This window comes from Achromobacter kerstersii, from assembly GCF_902859595.1.
In the GTDB taxonomy this organism is placed as follows: Bacteria; Pseudomonadota; Gammaproteobacteria; order Burkholderiales; family Burkholderiaceae_B; genus Achromobacter; species Achromobacter kerstersii.
The window spans coordinates 71728-88138 of record NZ_CADIJQ010000003.1; the positions used below are offsets into that span (position 1 = coordinate 71728).

A 16411-nucleotide genomic window follows, 5' to 3' on the forward strand; every position below is an offset into this window, starting at 1 on the left:
ACAAAACGCGCCGCCACGACTGATTCAGCACCTGCATTTGCCAGCTGGCTTGTTTAAGTGCTAGAATTTCCCGTTTTTCACAACTAATTCAAGGGATTACCTATGGTGGTGATTCGCCTGGCCCGCGGTGGGTCCAAGAAGCGTCCGTTTTACAACCTGGTGGCCACCGATTCGCGTAACCGTCGCGACGGCCGCTTCATCGAGCGCGTGGGTTTCTACAACCCCGTAGCTAGCGAAGGCACGGAAAACCTGCGCATTGCGCTGGATCGCGTGCAGTACTGGACCGGCACTGGCGCCCAACTGTCGCCTGCTGTTGAGCGTCTGGTCAAGGACTACTCGGCTAAGGTTTCCGCCGCTGCTTAATTGCCGCGTCGACCAACCAAGTCGTTAGTTCAGCTGTAAAAGCTACCATTCTTAGCTGTTTCATCCTTACCAAGAGCGCGATACATGTCTGATGCCGCAACCTCTAACGCGGCGCCTACGGATTTGATCGAGCTGGGCCGCATCACTGCAGCCTACGGTGTGAAAGGCTGGGTCAAAGTGCAGCCTCATTCGGCCAATGCCGAAGTGCTGCTCTCAGCATCTCAATGGTGGTTGACTCGCCCTGTGCCTGAATTGGCGCGGGGCGCTGTCGCGTCTGCGCCTGTCGTAATCAAAGTTCTGCAAGCCCGCTCGCAAGGCGCCACGGTCGTGGCCCAGCTGGCGGGTATTGCCGATCGCGATCAGGCCGAAGCCATGCGCGGATATTCCGTGCAGGCGCCACGCGGATCTTTCCCCGCGCCGGAAGAAGACGAATACTACTGGGTCGACCTCATCGGCTGCGCGCTGTACACCAGCGCCAACGGTGAACCCGCCTTGATTGGCGTGGTGGACGAAGTCCTTGATAACGGCGCTCACGCCGTCTTGAAGGTTTTGTGCCAGAAGGCAGGGGCCGAAGGGCCCGAGCCCATCCTGACCGCCAAAGGCCGACCCGCCGAAATGCTTGTTCCGTTCGTACGTGCGCACATACACGCCGTCGATCTGGCTGCTCGCCGCATTGACAGCGACTGGCCGGCGGATCTTTGATGCGATTTGACGTCGTTACGCTCTTTCCCGAAATGTTCGGGGTAGTGCGCGATCTGGGTGTCACCGGCCGGGCGCATGCCCAGGGCCGGTGGTCTCTGCATGCGTGGAATCCTCGAGATTTCACGCACGACGTTCATCGCACGGTGGACGACCGCCCCTACGGCGGCGGCCCCGGAATGGTGATGATGGCGGGGCCTTTGGAAGCCGCTGTCAACGCCGCTCAGGACGCGCGCGCCGCGCTTGGCCTGGGCCGTGCCCCCGTTGCGCTGCTGGCCCCGGTTGGACAGCGCTACGATCAGGCGGGCGCCGAATCACTGGCTGCAAGCGACGGAATCATCCTGATTTGCGGCCGATACGAAGGGGTCGACCAGCGCTTCATTGAACGCTGCGTGACCCACGAAATATCCCTGGGCGACTTTGTGTTGTCCGGCGGAGAAATCGCCGCGCTTGCGGTGATCGATGCCGCCGTGCGTCTCTTGCCCGGCGTGCTCAACGATGGCGATTCCGCATTGCAGGACTCGTTCAACGACACCTTGTCCGGCTTGCTGGACAGCCCCCACTACACGCGCCCCGAAGTCTACGAGGGCGAGTCCGTGCCCCCGGCGCTGCTTAGCGGCCATCACGCCAACATCGCCCGTTGGCGGCGCGAACGCTCGCTGGCGTTGACCGCCGCCCGCCGCCCTGAGCTGCTGGAATCCGCCCGTGCCAAGGGCTGGTTGAACAAAGCCGATGAGCGCTTTTTGGCTGAATTGGCCGGCACGTACGACCCGGCATCTGATGCCCCCAAGCGGCGGCGCAAATCTTCAAGCAAGCCTGCGGCCAGTTCGCCCGCAACGCCTGACGCATCTTCCTAACGCTTTTCATCAGACTGGCGCTGCCCAACCCCGCTAGGGATGTTCCTAGGTTGTGGGCGGTTTGTGTGCTCCTTAGTATTGAAAATTACATGCAAATGAAATTTTCATATGAATCAGCCCCGCCGCGCCGAATCTGGCCTGTCTTCCTCTGAACGCCCAACCCCGGCGTCATCGCGCCTGTCGTCCGGCCGGCCGGAATCCGCCGTTGATATGTGGCTGGGCCAGCAATTGCGCCAGTTGCGCAAGCAGCAGGGCCGCTCGCTGACCGATGTGGCCAGTGCTTGCGGCATGTCGGTCGGACTGTTGAGCCAGATCGAGCGGGGCTTGAGTTCCGCCTCGGTCAAGACGCTGGACCTGCTTGCCCGTGAATTTCAGGTGTCGGTCAATTCGCTGCTGCGCAATGCCGAGCACACGCAGGGTGAAGATGGCGGCCGTGTGGCGCGCGCCGGTACGCATCGGTTTATCGACCTGAGCGAAAAAGGCATCAGCAAAGAGATGTATACGCCGCCCGCCTGCCGCAGCATGGACCTGTGCCGCGCGACCATCGAACCGGGCGGCTCCACCGGCAATGAGCTGTTCGTAACGGGGCAGGGCGAGCAGATCGGCGTCGTGCTCAAAGGGTCGTTAGAACTCTGGGTAGGCGACCGCGTCGTGCTGCTCAACGAAGGCGATAGTTTTTGCTATGCCAGCAGCACGCCGCGCCGCTGGCGCAATCCCGGCTCGCAGGCGACGGAAGTCATCTGGGCCATTTCCAACATCACTCAAGCCGCGGGGGACGACACGCAACAAGCGCCCTAGGCGCGCAGCATCCACAGCGGCGCGGCGACACTGGGGATCGCCGCGCCACCGGACACGCCAGGCGTTGCCCGGACTTCTTTGCCACGATGAGGAAATGTCATGAAATTCAAGACTCTGGTTGTCTCGGTATTTGCTGCATTGTCCATGGCCGCGGGCGCGCACGCCCAGACGGTGTTGAAAGTGGGGTCCACACCCACCGGCAGTCCGTTCACGTTTCTCGACACCAAGACCAACAGCATTGAAGGCGTGATGGTCGACATCGTGAAAGCGGTTGGCAAAGAAGCGGGATTCGAGGTGCAGATCGAACCCATGGCGTTTTCGGCGCTGATCGGTTCGTTGACTTCCAAGCGTATCGACATCGTGTCGGCGGCCATGTTCATCACGCCGCAGCGCCAGCAGGTGGTGAGTTTTTCGGAACCGGTCTATCGCTACGGCGAAGGGCTGATGGTGCTGAAGACCGACAACAAGGATTACAAGTCCTTTGCCGACATGAAAGACATGACGGTAGGCGTGCAGGTGGGCACCGCGTTTGTCGAACCCATCCAAAAGAGCGGCGTGTTCAAGGAAGTGAAGCTCTACGACAACCCGCCCGACATGATGCGCGACGCCAATGCCGGCCGTATCCAGGGCGGCTTCATGGACTACCCGATTGCGGCCTACATCCTGACGCAAGGCAACTACCCGAACCTGAAGATGGCGCAGTCTTACCAGCCCACCATCATGGGCAGCCTGGGGCTGGCCACGCGCAAGGAAGACACCGCGCTGCTTGATCGCATCAACAAGGCGCTGGTCAAGCTGAAGGCGGACGGCGCCATCGACGCCATCCTGAAAAAGTGGGGCCTGTCCGGCGCGTGATGCCGGCCTGATCTCAAGCAACTCGCAGTTTTTGCATCAGCCTGGCCGGTGCGCGCCCGCGCGCCGGCGGGCGGGGCGCATCCCGCGTTCCCGTGGGCTGTCTCGTCGGGGTGGGTGAAGTCATGATGGAATTCTTCAAGGATTCGGCGGAGTATCTGCCGATATTGCTGCAAGGGGCAAAGCTGACAATCCTGGTGACGCTGGGGTCGTTGGCGCTGTCGACCGTGCTGGGCCTGGTGTGGGCGCTGATGCGGGTGTCGGGCAACACGTTCCTGTCCAAGCTCAGCGGCGGCATCATCAATCTGCTGCGCGGCATTCCGATCATCGTGCTGCTGTTCTATATCTATTTCGTGATGCCCGACATGGGTGTGTCGTTGACAGCCGTGCAGGCCGCCATCATCGGCTTGGGCGTCGCGTATTCAGCCTATCAGGCCGAGAATTTTCGCGCGGGGATTCAGGCGATTGACCGCGGCCAGATCGAAGCCGCGATGGCGATGGGCATGAGCTGGAGCATGACGATGCGGCGCGTGGTGCTGCCGCAGGCTGTGAAGATTGTGCTGCCGCCCTACGGCAACATCATGATCATGATGCTCAAGGATTCGTCGCAGGCCTCCACGATCACCGTGGCGGAGCTGGCTTTGCAGGGCAAGCTGATCGCTGTGTCGACCTTCAAGAACGCGACGGTGTTTTCGCTGGTGGCGTTGATGTACCTGGTGATGTGCGTGCCGCTGATTCTGCTGGTCCGGCATCTGGAAAAAAGGAGCGCCACGAAATGATCGAACTCCAGGGAGTCCGCAAGAGCTTCGGCCCGCTAGAGGTGCTGAAGGGAATCGATGCCGAAGTCAGCAAGGGCGAAGTCGTCTGCGTGATCGGCCCGTCGGGTTCGGGCAAATCCACCATCCTGCGCTGCATCAACGGGCTGGAACGCTACAACGCTGGCCGTATCACGGTTGATGGGGAATTGGTTGACGCCGATGCGCCGTCCATCGTGTCCATCCGCACGCAGGTGGCGATGGTGTTCCAGCGCTTCAACCTGTTTCCGCATCGCACCGCGTTGGAAAACGTGATCGAAGGGCCGATCTTCGTGAAGAAGGAACCGCGTGCGCAAGTGCTGGAACGCGGCCGCGAGCTGCTCGCCAGCGTGGGCTTGGCGGACAAGGCGGACGCGCATCCGAATCAGTTGTCGGGCGGCCAACAGCAGCGCGTGGCGATTGCACGCGCGTTGGCGATGCAGCCCAAAGCGATTTTGTTCGACGAGCCCACCTCCGCGCTGGACCCGGAGCTGGTGGGCGATGTGCTGGGCGTCATGCGCAAGCTGGCGGAAGCCGGTATGACGATGGTGGTCGTGACGCACGAAATGAGTTTTGCCCGCGAGGTTGCCGACCGCGTCATGTTCTTCGATGGCGGCGTCATGGTGGAGCAGGGCGCGGCCCGCGAAGTGCTGAATCATCCGCAGCATCCCCGTACGCAGGACTTCCTGCGCCGCGTGCTGCATCCCATGTAAGGAATCATCATGCAGCAAGCGCCGTTTCCCTTATCGCCGTCATTGTGGGCAGCCACCGCCGCGGCGCCTCCGCCGACCGAGCCGCTGATGGCCTCCACACAGGCGGACGTGCTCGTCATCGGCGGCGGATACGCCGGCCTGAGCACGGCCTTGCATCTGGCCGAGCGGGGCGTCAAAACCGTGGTGCTGGAGGCGCGCGAGATCGGCTTTGGCGGATCGGGCCGCAATGGCGGGCAGGTGATTCCCGGCTTGAAGTACGACCCGGACGCCTTGATCTCGATGTTCGGCCACGACCGCGGCGAGCGGCTGTTGCGGTTCGCCGGCGCCACGGCCGACTCGGTGTTCAACTTGATCGACCGTCATGCCATGGATGTGCCGCACGTCCGTAAAGGCTGGATTCAAGGCGCGCACACCGCCGACGCGTTGCGCACCGCGCACGACCGCGCCGCCCAATGGGCGCGGCATGGCGTGGATGCGCAGCCGCTGGATCGCGGGCAAGTCGCGCGCTTGCTGGGAACCGACCGCTATCTGGGCGGATGGGTCGATAACCGCGCGGGCGCCGTGCAGCCCTTGAGTTATGTGCGTGGCCTGGCGCGTGCTGCATTGAATGCGGGCGCGGTCATCCACACCGATACGCCGGTCACGGGCTTGAAGCGCGAGGCCGGCAAATGGACCGCCACCACCGCACGCGGCGCGACAGTTTCCGCCGACCGCGTGGTGATGTGCACGAACGCCTATGGCGGTGATCTGTTGCCCGGCTTGAAGACGTCCATCATCGACGCCAACACCTTCCAGGTGGCGACGGCCCCGCTGCCGGAGGCCGTGCGCGCAGGCATCTTCCCCGAGGGGCATGTCACGTCGGACACCCGCAACCTGTTGCTGTACTTCCGGTTGGATCACCAGGGCCGATTGCTGATGGGCGGTCGCGGGCCCTTTCGTGAACCCAAGGGCCCGCAGGACTGGGCGCATCTGGAACGCGTGATGCTGAAGCTGTTCCCGCAGGTGGCCGGCACCCCGTTCGAATATCGCTGGTGCGGACGCGTTGCCGTTACGCGCGACTACCTGCCGCATCTGCACGAGCCGCAACCGGGCCTGCTGGTGGATATCGGCTGCCAAGGGCGGGGCGTGGGCTTGCAGACCAGCATGGGGCGAGCGATGGCGCAATACGTGGCCACGGGCGACGCGAATGCATTGCCGGTGCCGCTGTCGCCGATCGTGCCGTTCCCGCTGTACGGGCTGCGGCGGCTCTACGTGAATGCAGTGGTGACCTGGTATCGCCTGAACGATGGCGGTGTGTAGGCGGGAGGTCGGTGCGGAGTTGTCTGTCAGGCGGTGCCTGTTAGGACGTGCCTGTCAGGACGTGCCTGTCAGGACATGCCTGTTAGGACGTGCCTGTCAGGACAGAGGCCATAAAAAAACCCCGGACATCGTCCGGGGTTATTCGTTCAAGCGGCCAGGCCGTTTGCTCAGTCGCCCAGCTTGGCGCGCTGTTCGCGCACCTTCTGCAACGTTTCACCAAACTGCGCCATGCGCGCCTTTTCCTGTTCCACAACCGCTGCCGGGGCGCGTTCGACGAAGCTGGCGTTGGACAGCTTGCCGTTGGCCTTGGCGATCTCGCCGTCCAGGCGCGCGATTTCCTTGTCCAGGCGGATGCGTTCGGCGGCCACGTCAATTTCCACGTGCAGCATCAGGCGGCTGGCGCCCACGACCTGGACCGGCGCACCGGCGTCGGGCAGCACGTCCAGCACATCGACCTGGCTCAGCTTGGCCAACGCGGCCAGATAAGGCGCGTTGCGCTTGAGCGTGGGCGCGTCGCCCTGGGCGCACAGCGGCACCTTCTGGGCGGGCGACAGATTCATCTCGCCACGCAGTGCGCGCACGGCTTCAACCTGCGCCTTGAGCTCGGCCACATCGGCTTCTGCCGCGGCGTCCACGGCGGCCGGGTTGGCTTGCGGATACGGCTGCACGCTGACGCTGTCGGCAACGCCTTCCTTGCGCTTGCCCGCCACCACCGACACCTTCTGCCACAGCTCTTCCGTGATGAACGGAATGATGGGGTGCGCCAGGCGCAACACGCATTCCAGCACGCGGATCAGCGTGCGGCGCGTGCCCAGTTGCTGGGCCGGCGTACCGGTCTGGATCTGCACCTTGGCCAGTTCCAGATACCAGTCGCAGTATTCGTCCCAGACAAAGCGGTACAGCGCGTTGGCGATGTTGTCGAAGCGGTAGTCAGCAAAGCCGCGCGCCACATCGGCTTCCAGCGTCTGCATCTGGCTGACGATCCAGCGGTCCACGAACGAGGTCTCGCCCGTGTCCGAACCCGTCAGGTCATGGCCTTCGGTGTTCATCAGCACGAAGCGGGTGGCGTTCCACAGCTTGTTGCAGAAGTTGCGATAGCCCTCGCAGCGCTTCAGGTCGAAGTTGATGTTGCGGCCCAGCGTGGCGTAAGCGGCCATCGTGAAGCGCAGCGCGTCGGTGCCGAAGGCGGGAATGCCGTCCGGGTACTGGCGGCGCGTGGCCTTTTCGATGGCGCCTGCTTGCTTGGGGTTCATCAGGCCGTAGGTGCGCTTGGTGACCAGGCCGTCCAGGTCGATACCGTCGATGAGGTCAACCGGGTCCAGGGTGTTGCCCTTGGACTTGCTCATCTTTTGGCCGTCGGCGTCGCGGATCAGGCCGTGCACGTAGACGTGCTTGAACGGGATCTGGCCGGTCATGTGCGTGGTCAGCATGACCATGCGGGCGACCCAGAAGAAGATGATGTCAAAGCCCGTGACCAGCACGCTGGAAGGCAGGTAGCGTTGCAGGTCCGGCGTGTTGTCCGGCCAGCCCAGCGTCGTGAAGGGCACAAGGCCCGACGAGAACCAGGTGTCCAGGACGTCGGGGTCGCGCTTCAGGTCGCCCGTCACGCCAGCGGCGCGGGCCTGCTCGATGGCGCTCGCTTCGTCGTGCGCCACAAAGATCTGGCCGTCGTCCGAATACCACGCCGGAATCTGATGGCCCCACCACAGTTGGCGCGAAATGCACCAGTCCTGGATGTTGTTCAGCCACTGGTTGTAGATGGTGGTCCAGTTCTCCGGGTAGAACTGGATGCGGCCGTCGGCCACGACTTCCAGCGCCACTTCGGTGATGCTCTTGCCCGGATTCAACGTGCCTTCTGGGGCGGGCTTGCTCATGGCCACGAACCACTGGTCCGTCAGCATGGGTTCCAGGACGACGCCGGTGCGGTCGCCCTTGGGTTGCATCATCTTGTGCGGTTCGATCTTGACCAGATAGCCTTCGGCATCCAGCTGGGCGACAACGGCCTTGCGGGCTTCGTAGCGCTCCAGTCCCTGGAATTGCTTGGGGCCGTTTTCGTTGATGTGCGCGTCCAGCGTGAAGATCACGATCAGGGGCAGGTCGTGGCGCATCGCGCAGGCGTAGTCGTTGAAGTCGTGCGCGCCAGTGATCTTCACGCAGCCCGTGCCGAAGGCGGGGTCGACGAAATCATCCGCGATGATGGGGATGTTGCGGTCGCACAGCGGCAGCTCGACTTCCTTGCCGATCAGGTGCTGGTAGCGCGGATCTTCGGGGTGCACGCACAGCGCGCCGTCGGCCAGCATCGTTTCCGGGCGGGTCGTGGCGATGGTCATGCCGCGCAAGGTGACGGTCTGGCCGTCCTTGTCGACGATGGTTTGCGGGCCGTCGACGAAGGGGTAGAGGATGTGCCACATGTGGCCATCGGTTTCTTCGGACTGCACTTCCAGGTCGGATACGGCGGTCAGCAGCTTCGGGTCCCAGTTGACCAGGCGCTTGCCGCGGTAGATCAGTCCCTGTTTATGCAGGCGCACGAAGGTTTCGACGACGCCGCGCGACATGCGGTCGTCCATCGTGAAGTATTCGCGGGGCCAGTCGGCCGACGCGCCCAGGCGGCGCACCTGCTCGGTGATGGCGTTGCCCGACTTTTCTTTCCATTCCCAGACCTTTTCCACGAATTTTTCGCGGCCGAGGTCGTGGCGGGAAACCTTCTGGGCGTCGAGCTGTCTTTCAACAACGATCTGCGTGGCGATGCCGGCGTGGTCGGTGCCGGGAATGAACACGGTGTCGTCGCCCGACATGCGGCGGTAGCGCACCAGCCCGTCCATGATGGTCTGGTTGAAGGCGTGGCCCATGTGGAGCGTGCCCGTCACGTTGGGCGGCGGGAACTGGATGACGTAGGGCTGGCTTTCCGTCCCCATTTTTACGTGCTGGCCCGCCGTGAAGTACCCGCGCTTGTCCCACTCGGCGTACCAGCGGGATTCCAATTCGGAGGGTTCGAAGCTCTTGGAGAGTTCCGGGGTGTCGCTCGCGGGGTTCGCGGCGTTCGGGGGGGCAGCTTGAGTCATTACAGGGTTCCGGCAAACAGGGCGCCCGGCGTAGGGATACGGGCAGCAAACCGCTCATTTTAAGATGTAATGCGGTCTTCTCAGCGTGTTAGAATACCGGGTTACTGAAAACCTTTTAGAAGTCCCTGAATTCATTGAGGATTCCTTCAGAAATATGCGCCGAAAAGCTCACCTTTCTGTATTCTCAACAAGAATTGAGGGCGCATCCGATCGGTAGGCAGTGTCGAATCCCTGCCTTGGCCATGTGGTTCAGGACGGCCCGGAATGCGAACGGCATCGTTCAAGCAACCCGGACCGCCTGTGCGCCAACAGCGCGATGACACTTCTAGGTTGACACCGACAAGTGCAGAGCCACGCCAGGCAATTCATTAGAAACCAGTCAGAAATCAGCTTTCGGAGTTCCTTATGTCCATCCAACGCACCCTCTCGATCATCAAGCCCGACGCCGTCGCCAAGAACGTCATCGGCCAGATCGTCGGCCGTTTCGAGCAAGCCGGCCTGAAGGTCATCGCCGCCCGCCTGGCTCAACTGTCGCGCGCCGATGCCGAGCGTTTCTACGCCGTGCACTCGGAACGCCCCTTCTTCAAGGACCTGGTCGATTTCATGATCTCGGGCCCGGTCTTCGTGCAAGTGCTGGAAGGTGAAGAAGCCATCCTGAAGAACCGTGACCTGATGGGCGCCACGGACCCGAAGAAGGCTGCTCCCGGCACCATCCGCGCCGACTTCGCCGACAGCATCGACGCCAACGCCGTGCACGGCTCGGACGCTCCGGAAACGGCTGCTGTCGAAATCGCTTTCTTCTTCCCCGAAATCAACATCCACAGCCGTTGATTTTCGCGTAAGCACTGTTCTAGTTTTTTAGCGTTACCCAGGTCATGGAATCCGTCGAACGAATCAATCTGCTGGGGCTGGATGGCTCCGCCCTGTCCGAACTTGTCGGGCAGTGGGGCGGCAAGCCTTTTCGCGCTCGCCAGCTGCAGCGCTGGATGCACCAGCGCGGCGCCGATTCGTTCGACGCCATGACCGACCTGGCTCGCGAATTCCGCAGCCAGCTCGCGTCGAATTGCCGCATCGAAGCCTTGCCCGTCAACATCGAGCAGCGCTCGACCGACGGCACGCGCAAGTGGCTGTTCGATGTGGGGCAGGGCAATGCCATCGAAACCGTCTTCATTCCTGAAGACGATCGCGGCACCCTTTGTATTTCCAGCCAGGCCGGCTGTGTGGTGAATTGCCGCTTTTGCTCGACCGGGCATCAGGGCTTTAACCGCAATCTGAAAACCAGCGAAATCATCGGCCAGCTGTGGTGGGCCAAGCGCGTGCTGGAGGCCGACATCGGCACCGCCCGCCTGGAAAGCGCCAAAGCCACCGAAGATACGCGCGTCATCAGCAACGTGGTCATGATGGGCATGGGCGAGCCCTTGCTCAACTACGACCAGGTGTTGCCGGCGCTGCGCCTGATGCTGGACGACAACGCTTACGGCCTGTCGCGCCGCCGCGTTACGGTGTCCACGTCTGGCGTGGTTCCCATGATGGACCGCCTTTCGCAAGACTGTCCGGTGGCGCTGGCCGTGTCGCTGCATGCGCCCAACGATGCGCTGCGCGATGAGCTGGTGCCGCTGAACAAGAAGTACCCGCTGAAGGAGTTGCTGGCGGCCTGCGAACGTTATCTGGCGTTTGCCCCGCGCGACTTCATCACGTTTGAATATTGCATGCTGGATGGCATCAACGATACCGACCAGCACGCCAAGGAACTGATCCAAATTGCACGCCAGCTGCGCTGCAAGCTCAATCTGATTCCGTTCAACCCCTTCCCTGAGTCGGGCCTGAAGCGTTCCAACTCCGCGCGCGTAAAGGTGTTTGCGCAGCGCCTGATGGATGCCGGCATCATCACGACCGTGCGCAAGACCCGGGGCGACGATATCGATGCAGCTTGTGGTCAACTGGCCGGAGAAGTGCGCGACCGCACTCGGATTACCGAGCGCAATGCCGCACAGCGCCAGACCATACCAATTAAACAGGTGCATGCATGACGCAGGATTTCGCTTCTGCAGTTTCTGAAACGCCCGCAAGCGCAGCGGGCAACGTCGGCTCGGCGCTACGCGCGCTGCGGCAGTCCAAGGGCTGGTCGCTAGACGAAGTATCCAGCCGCATCAAGTTCTCTACAAAGCAGATCGAAGCCCTGGAAAACGAAGCGTGGGCAGACTTGCCCACCGGCGTTTCCCTTCGCGGCCTGGTGCGCAACTACGCGCGCCTGCTGGGCGCGGATTCGCAAGCCATCGTCGATTCGCTCGACCCGAAAGCACGCGTCACCGGTCCGGTGAAGCTGAGCCCGGGCGCGCTGCATTCGGCCAATTCCATTCCTCAGTCCAGCGCCGATGACGACCGTTCGTCCTCGACCTCCTGGGGGTGGCTGATCGCCATCGTGCTGGTGCTGGCCGCCGGCGTGGCGTATGCCTTCTGGCAAGGCTGGTTGCCGCAGCAATGGCTGCCGTTCGACTGGCTGCCGAAGCCGACCAAGTAAACCGATTCCACCGATGCAAGATTCCTCTCTGCCTTGCCAGGACGCGCCGCCTCCCGCCGTGGGGGCCGCTACGCGCCGCGCCACGCGCTCGGTGGCGGTCAAGTGGGGCGAACGTGTCGTGATGATCGGGGGCGATGCCCCCGTCGTCGTGCAGTCCATGACCAACACCGACACCGCGGACGCCATCGCTACCGCGATCCAGGTCAAAGAACTGGCGCTGGCCGGTTCCGAGCTGGTGCGGATCACGGTGAATACGCCCGAGGCGGCTCGTGAAGTGGTCGCCATCCGCGAACAGCTCGACCGCATGGGTGTGAACGTGCCGCTGGTGGGCGACTTCCACTACAACGGCCACAAGCTGCTGACGCAGTTTCCCGAATGCGCGCAGGCGCTGTCCAAGTACCGGATCAACCCCGGCAACATGGGCGGCGGCAAGCGTCGCGATGACAACTTCGCGCAGATGATCGAAGTGGCTTGCCGCTACGACAAGCCCGTGCGCATCGGCGTGAACTGGGGCAGCCTGGACCACGAGTTGATGGCGCGCAAGATGGACGAAAACAGCCGCCGCGCGCAGCCTTGGGAAGCCCAGGCCGTGATGCGCGATGCGCTGGTGGTATCGGCCATCACCAATGCGCAGCGGGCCGAGGAACTCGGCTTGCGGCGCGACGCCATCATCCTGTCGTGCAAAGTCAGCCACGTGCAGGACCTGATCGCCGTCTACCTCGACTTGTCCGCCCGTTGCGACTACCCGCTGCATCTGGGCCTGACCGAAGCCGGCATGGGCAGCAAGGGCATCGTGGCGTCCACCGCTGCTCTAGCTGTGTTGTTGCAGCAGGGCATCGGCGACACCATTCGTATTTCGTTGACGCCGGAACCCGGTGGCGACCGCAGCCGGGAAGCGGTCGTGGCGCAAGAAATCCTGCAGACCATGGGCCTGCGCGCATTCACCCCCATGGTGGTTGCGTGCCCCGGCTGTGGCCGCACCAGCAGCACGTTCTTCCAGGAACTGGCGGATAGCATCCAGTCCTTCCTGCGTCGTCAGATGCCGGTCTGGAAGTCGCAGTATCCGGGCGTCGAAAGCATGAACGTCGCGGTCATGGGCTGTGTGGTCAATGGGCCGGGCGAAAGCCGCCATGCCGATATCGGAATCAGTCTGCCGGGAACGGGCGAAGTGCCCGCGGCGCCGGTATTCGTGGATGGCGAACGCACGGTGACGCTCAAAGGCGACCATATCGCCGAAGAGTTCCAGGCCATCGTCGAAGACTACGTGGCGCGCCGTTACGGCGTGCTCGCCTCTCATTAAAAGAAAGGGTGTAGCCGTGAAGCGCGCCGGCAGGCGCGTGATGCGGCATGATCAAGATGACTCAAGCTTTCCAGAAAGTCGCCGCCATACGCGGCATGAATGACGTGTTGCCCGGGCCGAGCGCCCGCTGGGAACAATTCGAGGAAATCGTGCGCGGCTGGCTGCGCGGCTACGGCTATCGCAATGTGCGTACGCCTGTGCTTGAGCATACGCGCCTGTTCACGCGCGGCATCGGTGAAGTCACCGACATCGTTGAAAAAGAGATGTACACGTTCACCGATGCGCTGAATGGCGAGTCGCTGACGATGCGTCCTGAAATGACGGCCGGCATCGTGCGTGCGTCGATCGAGCACAACATGCTCTATGACCGCCCGCAGCGCGTGTATTCGATCGGCCCCGTGTTCCGCCACGAGCGCCCGCAGCGCGGCCGCTATCGCCAGTTCCATCAGATCGACGTGGAAGCCCTGGGCTTCACCGGCCCCGATGTCGACGCTGAGCTGATCGTCATGCTGGCCCGCCTGTGGAAGCTGCTGGACCTGAAGGACGTGCGTCTGGAATTGAATTCGCTGGGTCAGCCCGCCGAACGCGCCGCGCACCGCGCCGCGTTGATCGAGCACCTGGAAAAACATCGCGACATCCTCGACGAAGATGGCCAGCGCCGCCTGTACACCAACCCGCTGCGCGTGCTGGACACGAAGAATCCCGCCATGCAGGAAATGGCCAACAGCGCGCCGCGCCTGTTCGATTTCCTGGGCGAGGAATCTCGTGCTCACTTTGATGGCGTGTGCCAGCGCCTGACCGAAGCCGGCATCGAATACAGCTTGAACCCGCGCCTGGTGCGCGGTCTGGACTATTACAACCTGACCGTATTCGAGTGGGTGACCGATCGCCTCGGTTCCCAAGGCACCGTGTGCGGCGGCGGCCGCTATGACGGCCTGATCGAACTGCTGGGCGGCAAGCCCGCGCCGGCCGTCGGGTTCGCAATCGGCATGGAACGCCTGCTGGACCTTTGGGAACAAAGCGTTGAGCTTGCGGCGCCCGCCGAGTGCGACGTTTACGTCGTGCACCAGGGTGAAGACGCACAGCGCCTGGCCGCCCGCGTTGGCGAAGACCTGCGCGATGCCGGCTTGTCGGTCATCGTGCATGCCGGTTCGGCGGGCTTCAAGTCCCAATTCAAGCGTGCCGACGCCAGCGGCGCTCGGGTTGCGGTTATTCTTGGCGCCGATGAAGTCGCGTCACAAACCGCCAGCGTCAAATATTTGCGTGCGGACGCCCAGGGCGACGCCGCGCAGCAGCAGGTTTCGTTGTCGGGCCTGGCTGCGGTACTGAACAACAAGGGTTAAGGCATGGCATACGATCTCGAAGAACAGGAAAAACTCGACGCTATCAAGGCGTGGTGGGCCCGTTACGGCACGCTTGTTGTGACGCTGTTTGCCGTGGTGGCGCTGGCCTGGGGCGGCTGGTGGGGCTGGAAGGCCTACGAATCGCACCGTGCCAATCAGGCCATGGGCTATTTTGAAGCGCTGGAAGATGCGGCCCGTCTGGGCGGCGCCGATTCGTCGGTGCGCATCAAGACCGCCGCCGCCACGCTGCGTGATCAATATCCGGCAACCGGCTACGCCGCCCGTGGCGCGCTGGTGGCAGCGCAAGCTCTGGCTGCCCAGAAGGACGAAGCCGGCGCCCGCGAACAGCTGGAATGGCTGGCCGGCCAAGGCAAGAACCCCGCCATGCAAGCCGTGGCGCGCCTGCGTCTGGCCGGCATGCTGCTGGATCAGAAGCAATATGATCCGGCGCTTGCACAACTGAACAACCCGCCGGCCGCTTTCGCCGCCTTGTTCGCTGACCGCCGCGGCGATATTCTCGCTGCGCAAGGCAAGCGCGACGAAGCGCGTGCGGCATGGCAAAGCGCCATTGATGGCCTGGGTACGGCAAACCCGCTGACCCAGGTTGTGCAATTGAAATTGGATGCCCTGAGCGGAGCGTGACTGTAATGCGTAAATTTGCACCTGGTCGTACGTGGCGTGGCGCCGTTTGCCTGGCAAGCTTGCTTGCCTTGGGCGGATGCGGCCTGTTTTCCCATGATGACGGCCGTTACGATCCCGCTCCCCTGACCGAGTACAAGGCTGGCATGTCCGTGCGCCAGGTCTGGTCCGCATCGGTTGGCAGCGGTTCCGGCCTGGGTTTTGCACCCACCGTGCTGGGCAGTGCCGTCTATGCCGCGACGCCGGATGGCTCGGTCGGCAAGTTTGATCTGCAAAGCGGCCGTCCCCTGTGGAAGGCCAAGACCGACGGCAAGCTGTCCGCCGGCGCCGGCAGCGACGGCACCACGACCGCCGTCGCATCGCCCGACGGCGACGTGATCGCCTTTGACGACAACGGCAAGGTGAAGTGGAAGGTTCGCGCTACCAGCGACGTCACGATCCCGCCGGTGGTGGGCTACGGCATCGTCGTGGTCCGCAGCGGCGACTACCGCATCCAGGCGTTTGACGCCAACAGCGGCGAGCGTGTCTGGAACGTGCAGCGTCCCGGCCCCTCGCTCGCCCTGCGCAGCGTGTCGCAGATGGTGCTGGCCGAAGGGCTGGTCATCACCGGCCTGCCGGGCGGCAAGCTGATGGCGATTGCGTCCGACAGCGGCAACGTGCAATGGGAAGGCACCGTGGCGACCCCGCGCGGCGCCAGCGATCTCGAACGTCTGACGGACGTTGTCGGCGTGCCGCGCATTGCGGGTAACCTCCTTTGCGGGGTGGCCTACCAAGGGCGTATCGTCTGCTTTGACGTCACCGCTGGCGGCCGTCCCCTGTGGGCGAAAGACTTCTCCAGCGTCAGCGGTTTGACGCTGGACGATCGTTTCGCCTACTCGGCCGACCAGAACAGCGTCGTCAACGCGTTTGCACTGGATAATGGCGGCAATGTCTGGAAGCAGGCGGCGCTGAAGAACCGCCAGGTCACCGCACCGGCTATGCTCGGTGGTGCGCTTGCAGTCGGCGACCTGGAAGGCTATTTGCACTTCCTGTCGCGTAGTGATGGCAGCCTGATGGCGCGGCTGTCCGTGGGTGGAGGCGCCGTCGTTTCGCCGCCGCAAACCACCCCCCAAGGTGTGCTGGTCCAGACGGGCAATGGCAATCTCGTCATGATCGGCGCCAACTAAAACCT

General features: G+C 63.1%; 16 protein-coding genes. 15 read left to right on the forward strand and 1 reads right to left on the reverse strand.

Annotated elements, in window-relative coordinates:
- Positions 1-102: 102 nt before the first annotated feature.
- The 8 genes from rpsP to HV765_RS11790 all read left to right on the forward strand — a co-directional run bounded on the left by rpsP (position 103) and on the right by HV765_RS11790 (position 6375).
- Entirely contained in the window at positions 103-363 is a 261-nt protein-coding gene (rpsP, locus tag HV765_RS11755; RefSeq protein ID WP_006224007.1) for a 30S ribosomal protein S16, read from the forward strand.
- 84 nt (positions 364-447) lie between these two features.
- Positions 448-1065: a ribosome maturation factor RimM gene (gene rimM, locus HV765_RS11760; RefSeq protein ID WP_054427435.1), complete on the forward strand. Its 618-nt coding sequence runs from the start codon at positions 448-450 to the stop codon at positions 1063-1065.
- Positions 1065-1919, forward strand: coding sequence for a tRNA (guanosine(37)-N1)-methyltransferase TrmD (gene trmD / locus HV765_RS11765; RefSeq protein ID WP_175169799.1), 855 nt, complete (start codon positions 1065-1067; stop codon positions 1917-1919). The genes rimM and trmD overlap by 1 nt, the downstream gene beginning before the upstream one ends.
- A gap of 210 nt (positions 1920-2129) precedes the next feature.
- On the forward strand, positions 2130-2717 hold the full coding sequence (locus tag HV765_RS11770; protein ID WP_245636478.1) for a helix-turn-helix domain-containing protein: 588 nt from the start codon (positions 2130-2132) through the stop codon (positions 2715-2717).
- A 99-nt stretch (positions 2718-2816) separates the two neighbouring features.
- Positions 2817-3572 carry an ABC transporter substrate-binding protein gene (locus tag HV765_RS11775; protein ID WP_054427438.1) on the forward strand — a complete coding sequence of 252 codons (756 nt, stop codon included), beginning with the start codon at positions 2817-2819 and terminating at the stop codon, positions 3570-3572.
- A gap of 122 nt (positions 3573-3694) precedes the next feature.
- A complete protein-coding gene (locus tag HV765_RS11780) occupies positions 3695-4348 on the forward strand; it encodes an amino acid ABC transporter permease (protein WP_175169801.1) in 654 nt (217 codons plus the stop codon).
- A complete protein-coding gene (locus tag HV765_RS11785) occupies positions 4345-5076 on the forward strand; it encodes an amino acid ABC transporter ATP-binding protein (protein ID WP_054427440.1) in 732 nt (243 codons plus the stop codon). Before HV765_RS11780 ends, HV765_RS11785 begins: the two co-directional genes overlap by 4 nt.
- A gap of 9 nt (positions 5077-5085) precedes the next feature.
- Positions 5086-6375, forward strand: coding sequence for an NAD(P)/FAD-dependent oxidoreductase (locus HV765_RS11790; RefSeq protein WP_175169802.1), 1290 nt, complete (start codon positions 5086-5088; stop codon positions 6373-6375).
- Positions 6376-6542: 167 nt separating this feature from the next.
- On the opposite strand, the gene HV765_RS11795 is transcribed toward HV765_RS11790, so the two are convergent.
- The gene (locus HV765_RS11795; RefSeq protein ID WP_175169803.1) at positions 6543-9437 is read right to left on the reverse strand and encodes a valine--tRNA ligase; all 2895 of its coding nucleotides are present in this window, start codon (positions 9435-9437) and stop codon (positions 6543-6545) included.
- A 405-nt stretch (positions 9438-9842) separates the two neighbouring features.
- Between HV765_RS11795 and ndk the strand changes: the two genes are divergently transcribed.
- Genes ndk through bamB form a run of 7 tightly spaced genes read left to right on the forward strand, consistent with a single transcriptional unit; the run spans position 9843 to position 16406 of the window.
- The gene (gene ndk / locus HV765_RS11800) at positions 9843-10268 is read left to right on the forward strand and encodes a nucleoside-diphosphate kinase (RefSeq protein WP_054427443.1); all 426 of its coding nucleotides are present in this window, start codon (positions 9843-9845) and stop codon (positions 10266-10268) included.
- 44 nt (positions 10269-10312) lie between these two features.
- Positions 10313-11467 (forward strand): dual-specificity RNA methyltransferase RlmN, encoded by a 1155-nt coding sequence (gene rlmN / locus HV765_RS11805; RefSeq protein WP_046803686.1) that lies wholly within the window; start codon positions 10313-10315, stop codon positions 11465-11467.
- Positions 11464-11958, forward strand: a complete 495-nt coding sequence (locus HV765_RS11810) for a helix-turn-helix domain-containing protein (RefSeq protein WP_054427444.1) — start codon at positions 11464-11466, stop codon at positions 11956-11958. The genes rlmN and HV765_RS11810 overlap by 4 nt, the downstream gene beginning before the upstream one ends.
- 13 nt (positions 11959-11971) lie before the next feature.
- Positions 11972-13258: a flavodoxin-dependent (E)-4-hydroxy-3-methylbut-2-enyl-diphosphate synthase gene (ispG, locus tag HV765_RS11815; RefSeq protein WP_054427445.1), complete on the forward strand. Its 1287-nt coding sequence runs from the start codon at positions 11972-11974 to the stop codon at positions 13256-13258.
- A 56-nt stretch (positions 13259-13314) separates the two neighbouring features.
- Positions 13315-14601 (forward strand): histidine--tRNA ligase, encoded by a 1287-nt coding sequence (gene hisS / locus HV765_RS11820; protein ID WP_175170007.1) that lies wholly within the window; start codon positions 13315-13317, stop codon positions 14599-14601.
- A 3-nt stretch (positions 14602-14604) separates the two neighbouring features.
- Entirely contained in the window at positions 14605-15243 is a 639-nt protein-coding gene (locus HV765_RS11825) for a YfgM family protein (protein ID WP_054427447.1), read from the forward strand.
- A gap of 5 nt (positions 15244-15248) precedes the next feature.
- Positions 15249-16406 carry an outer membrane protein assembly factor BamB gene (gene bamB, locus HV765_RS11830; protein ID WP_054427448.1) on the forward strand — a complete coding sequence of 386 codons (1158 nt, stop codon included), beginning with the start codon at positions 15249-15251 and terminating at the stop codon, positions 16404-16406.
- Positions 16407-16411 lie beyond the last annotated feature (5 nt).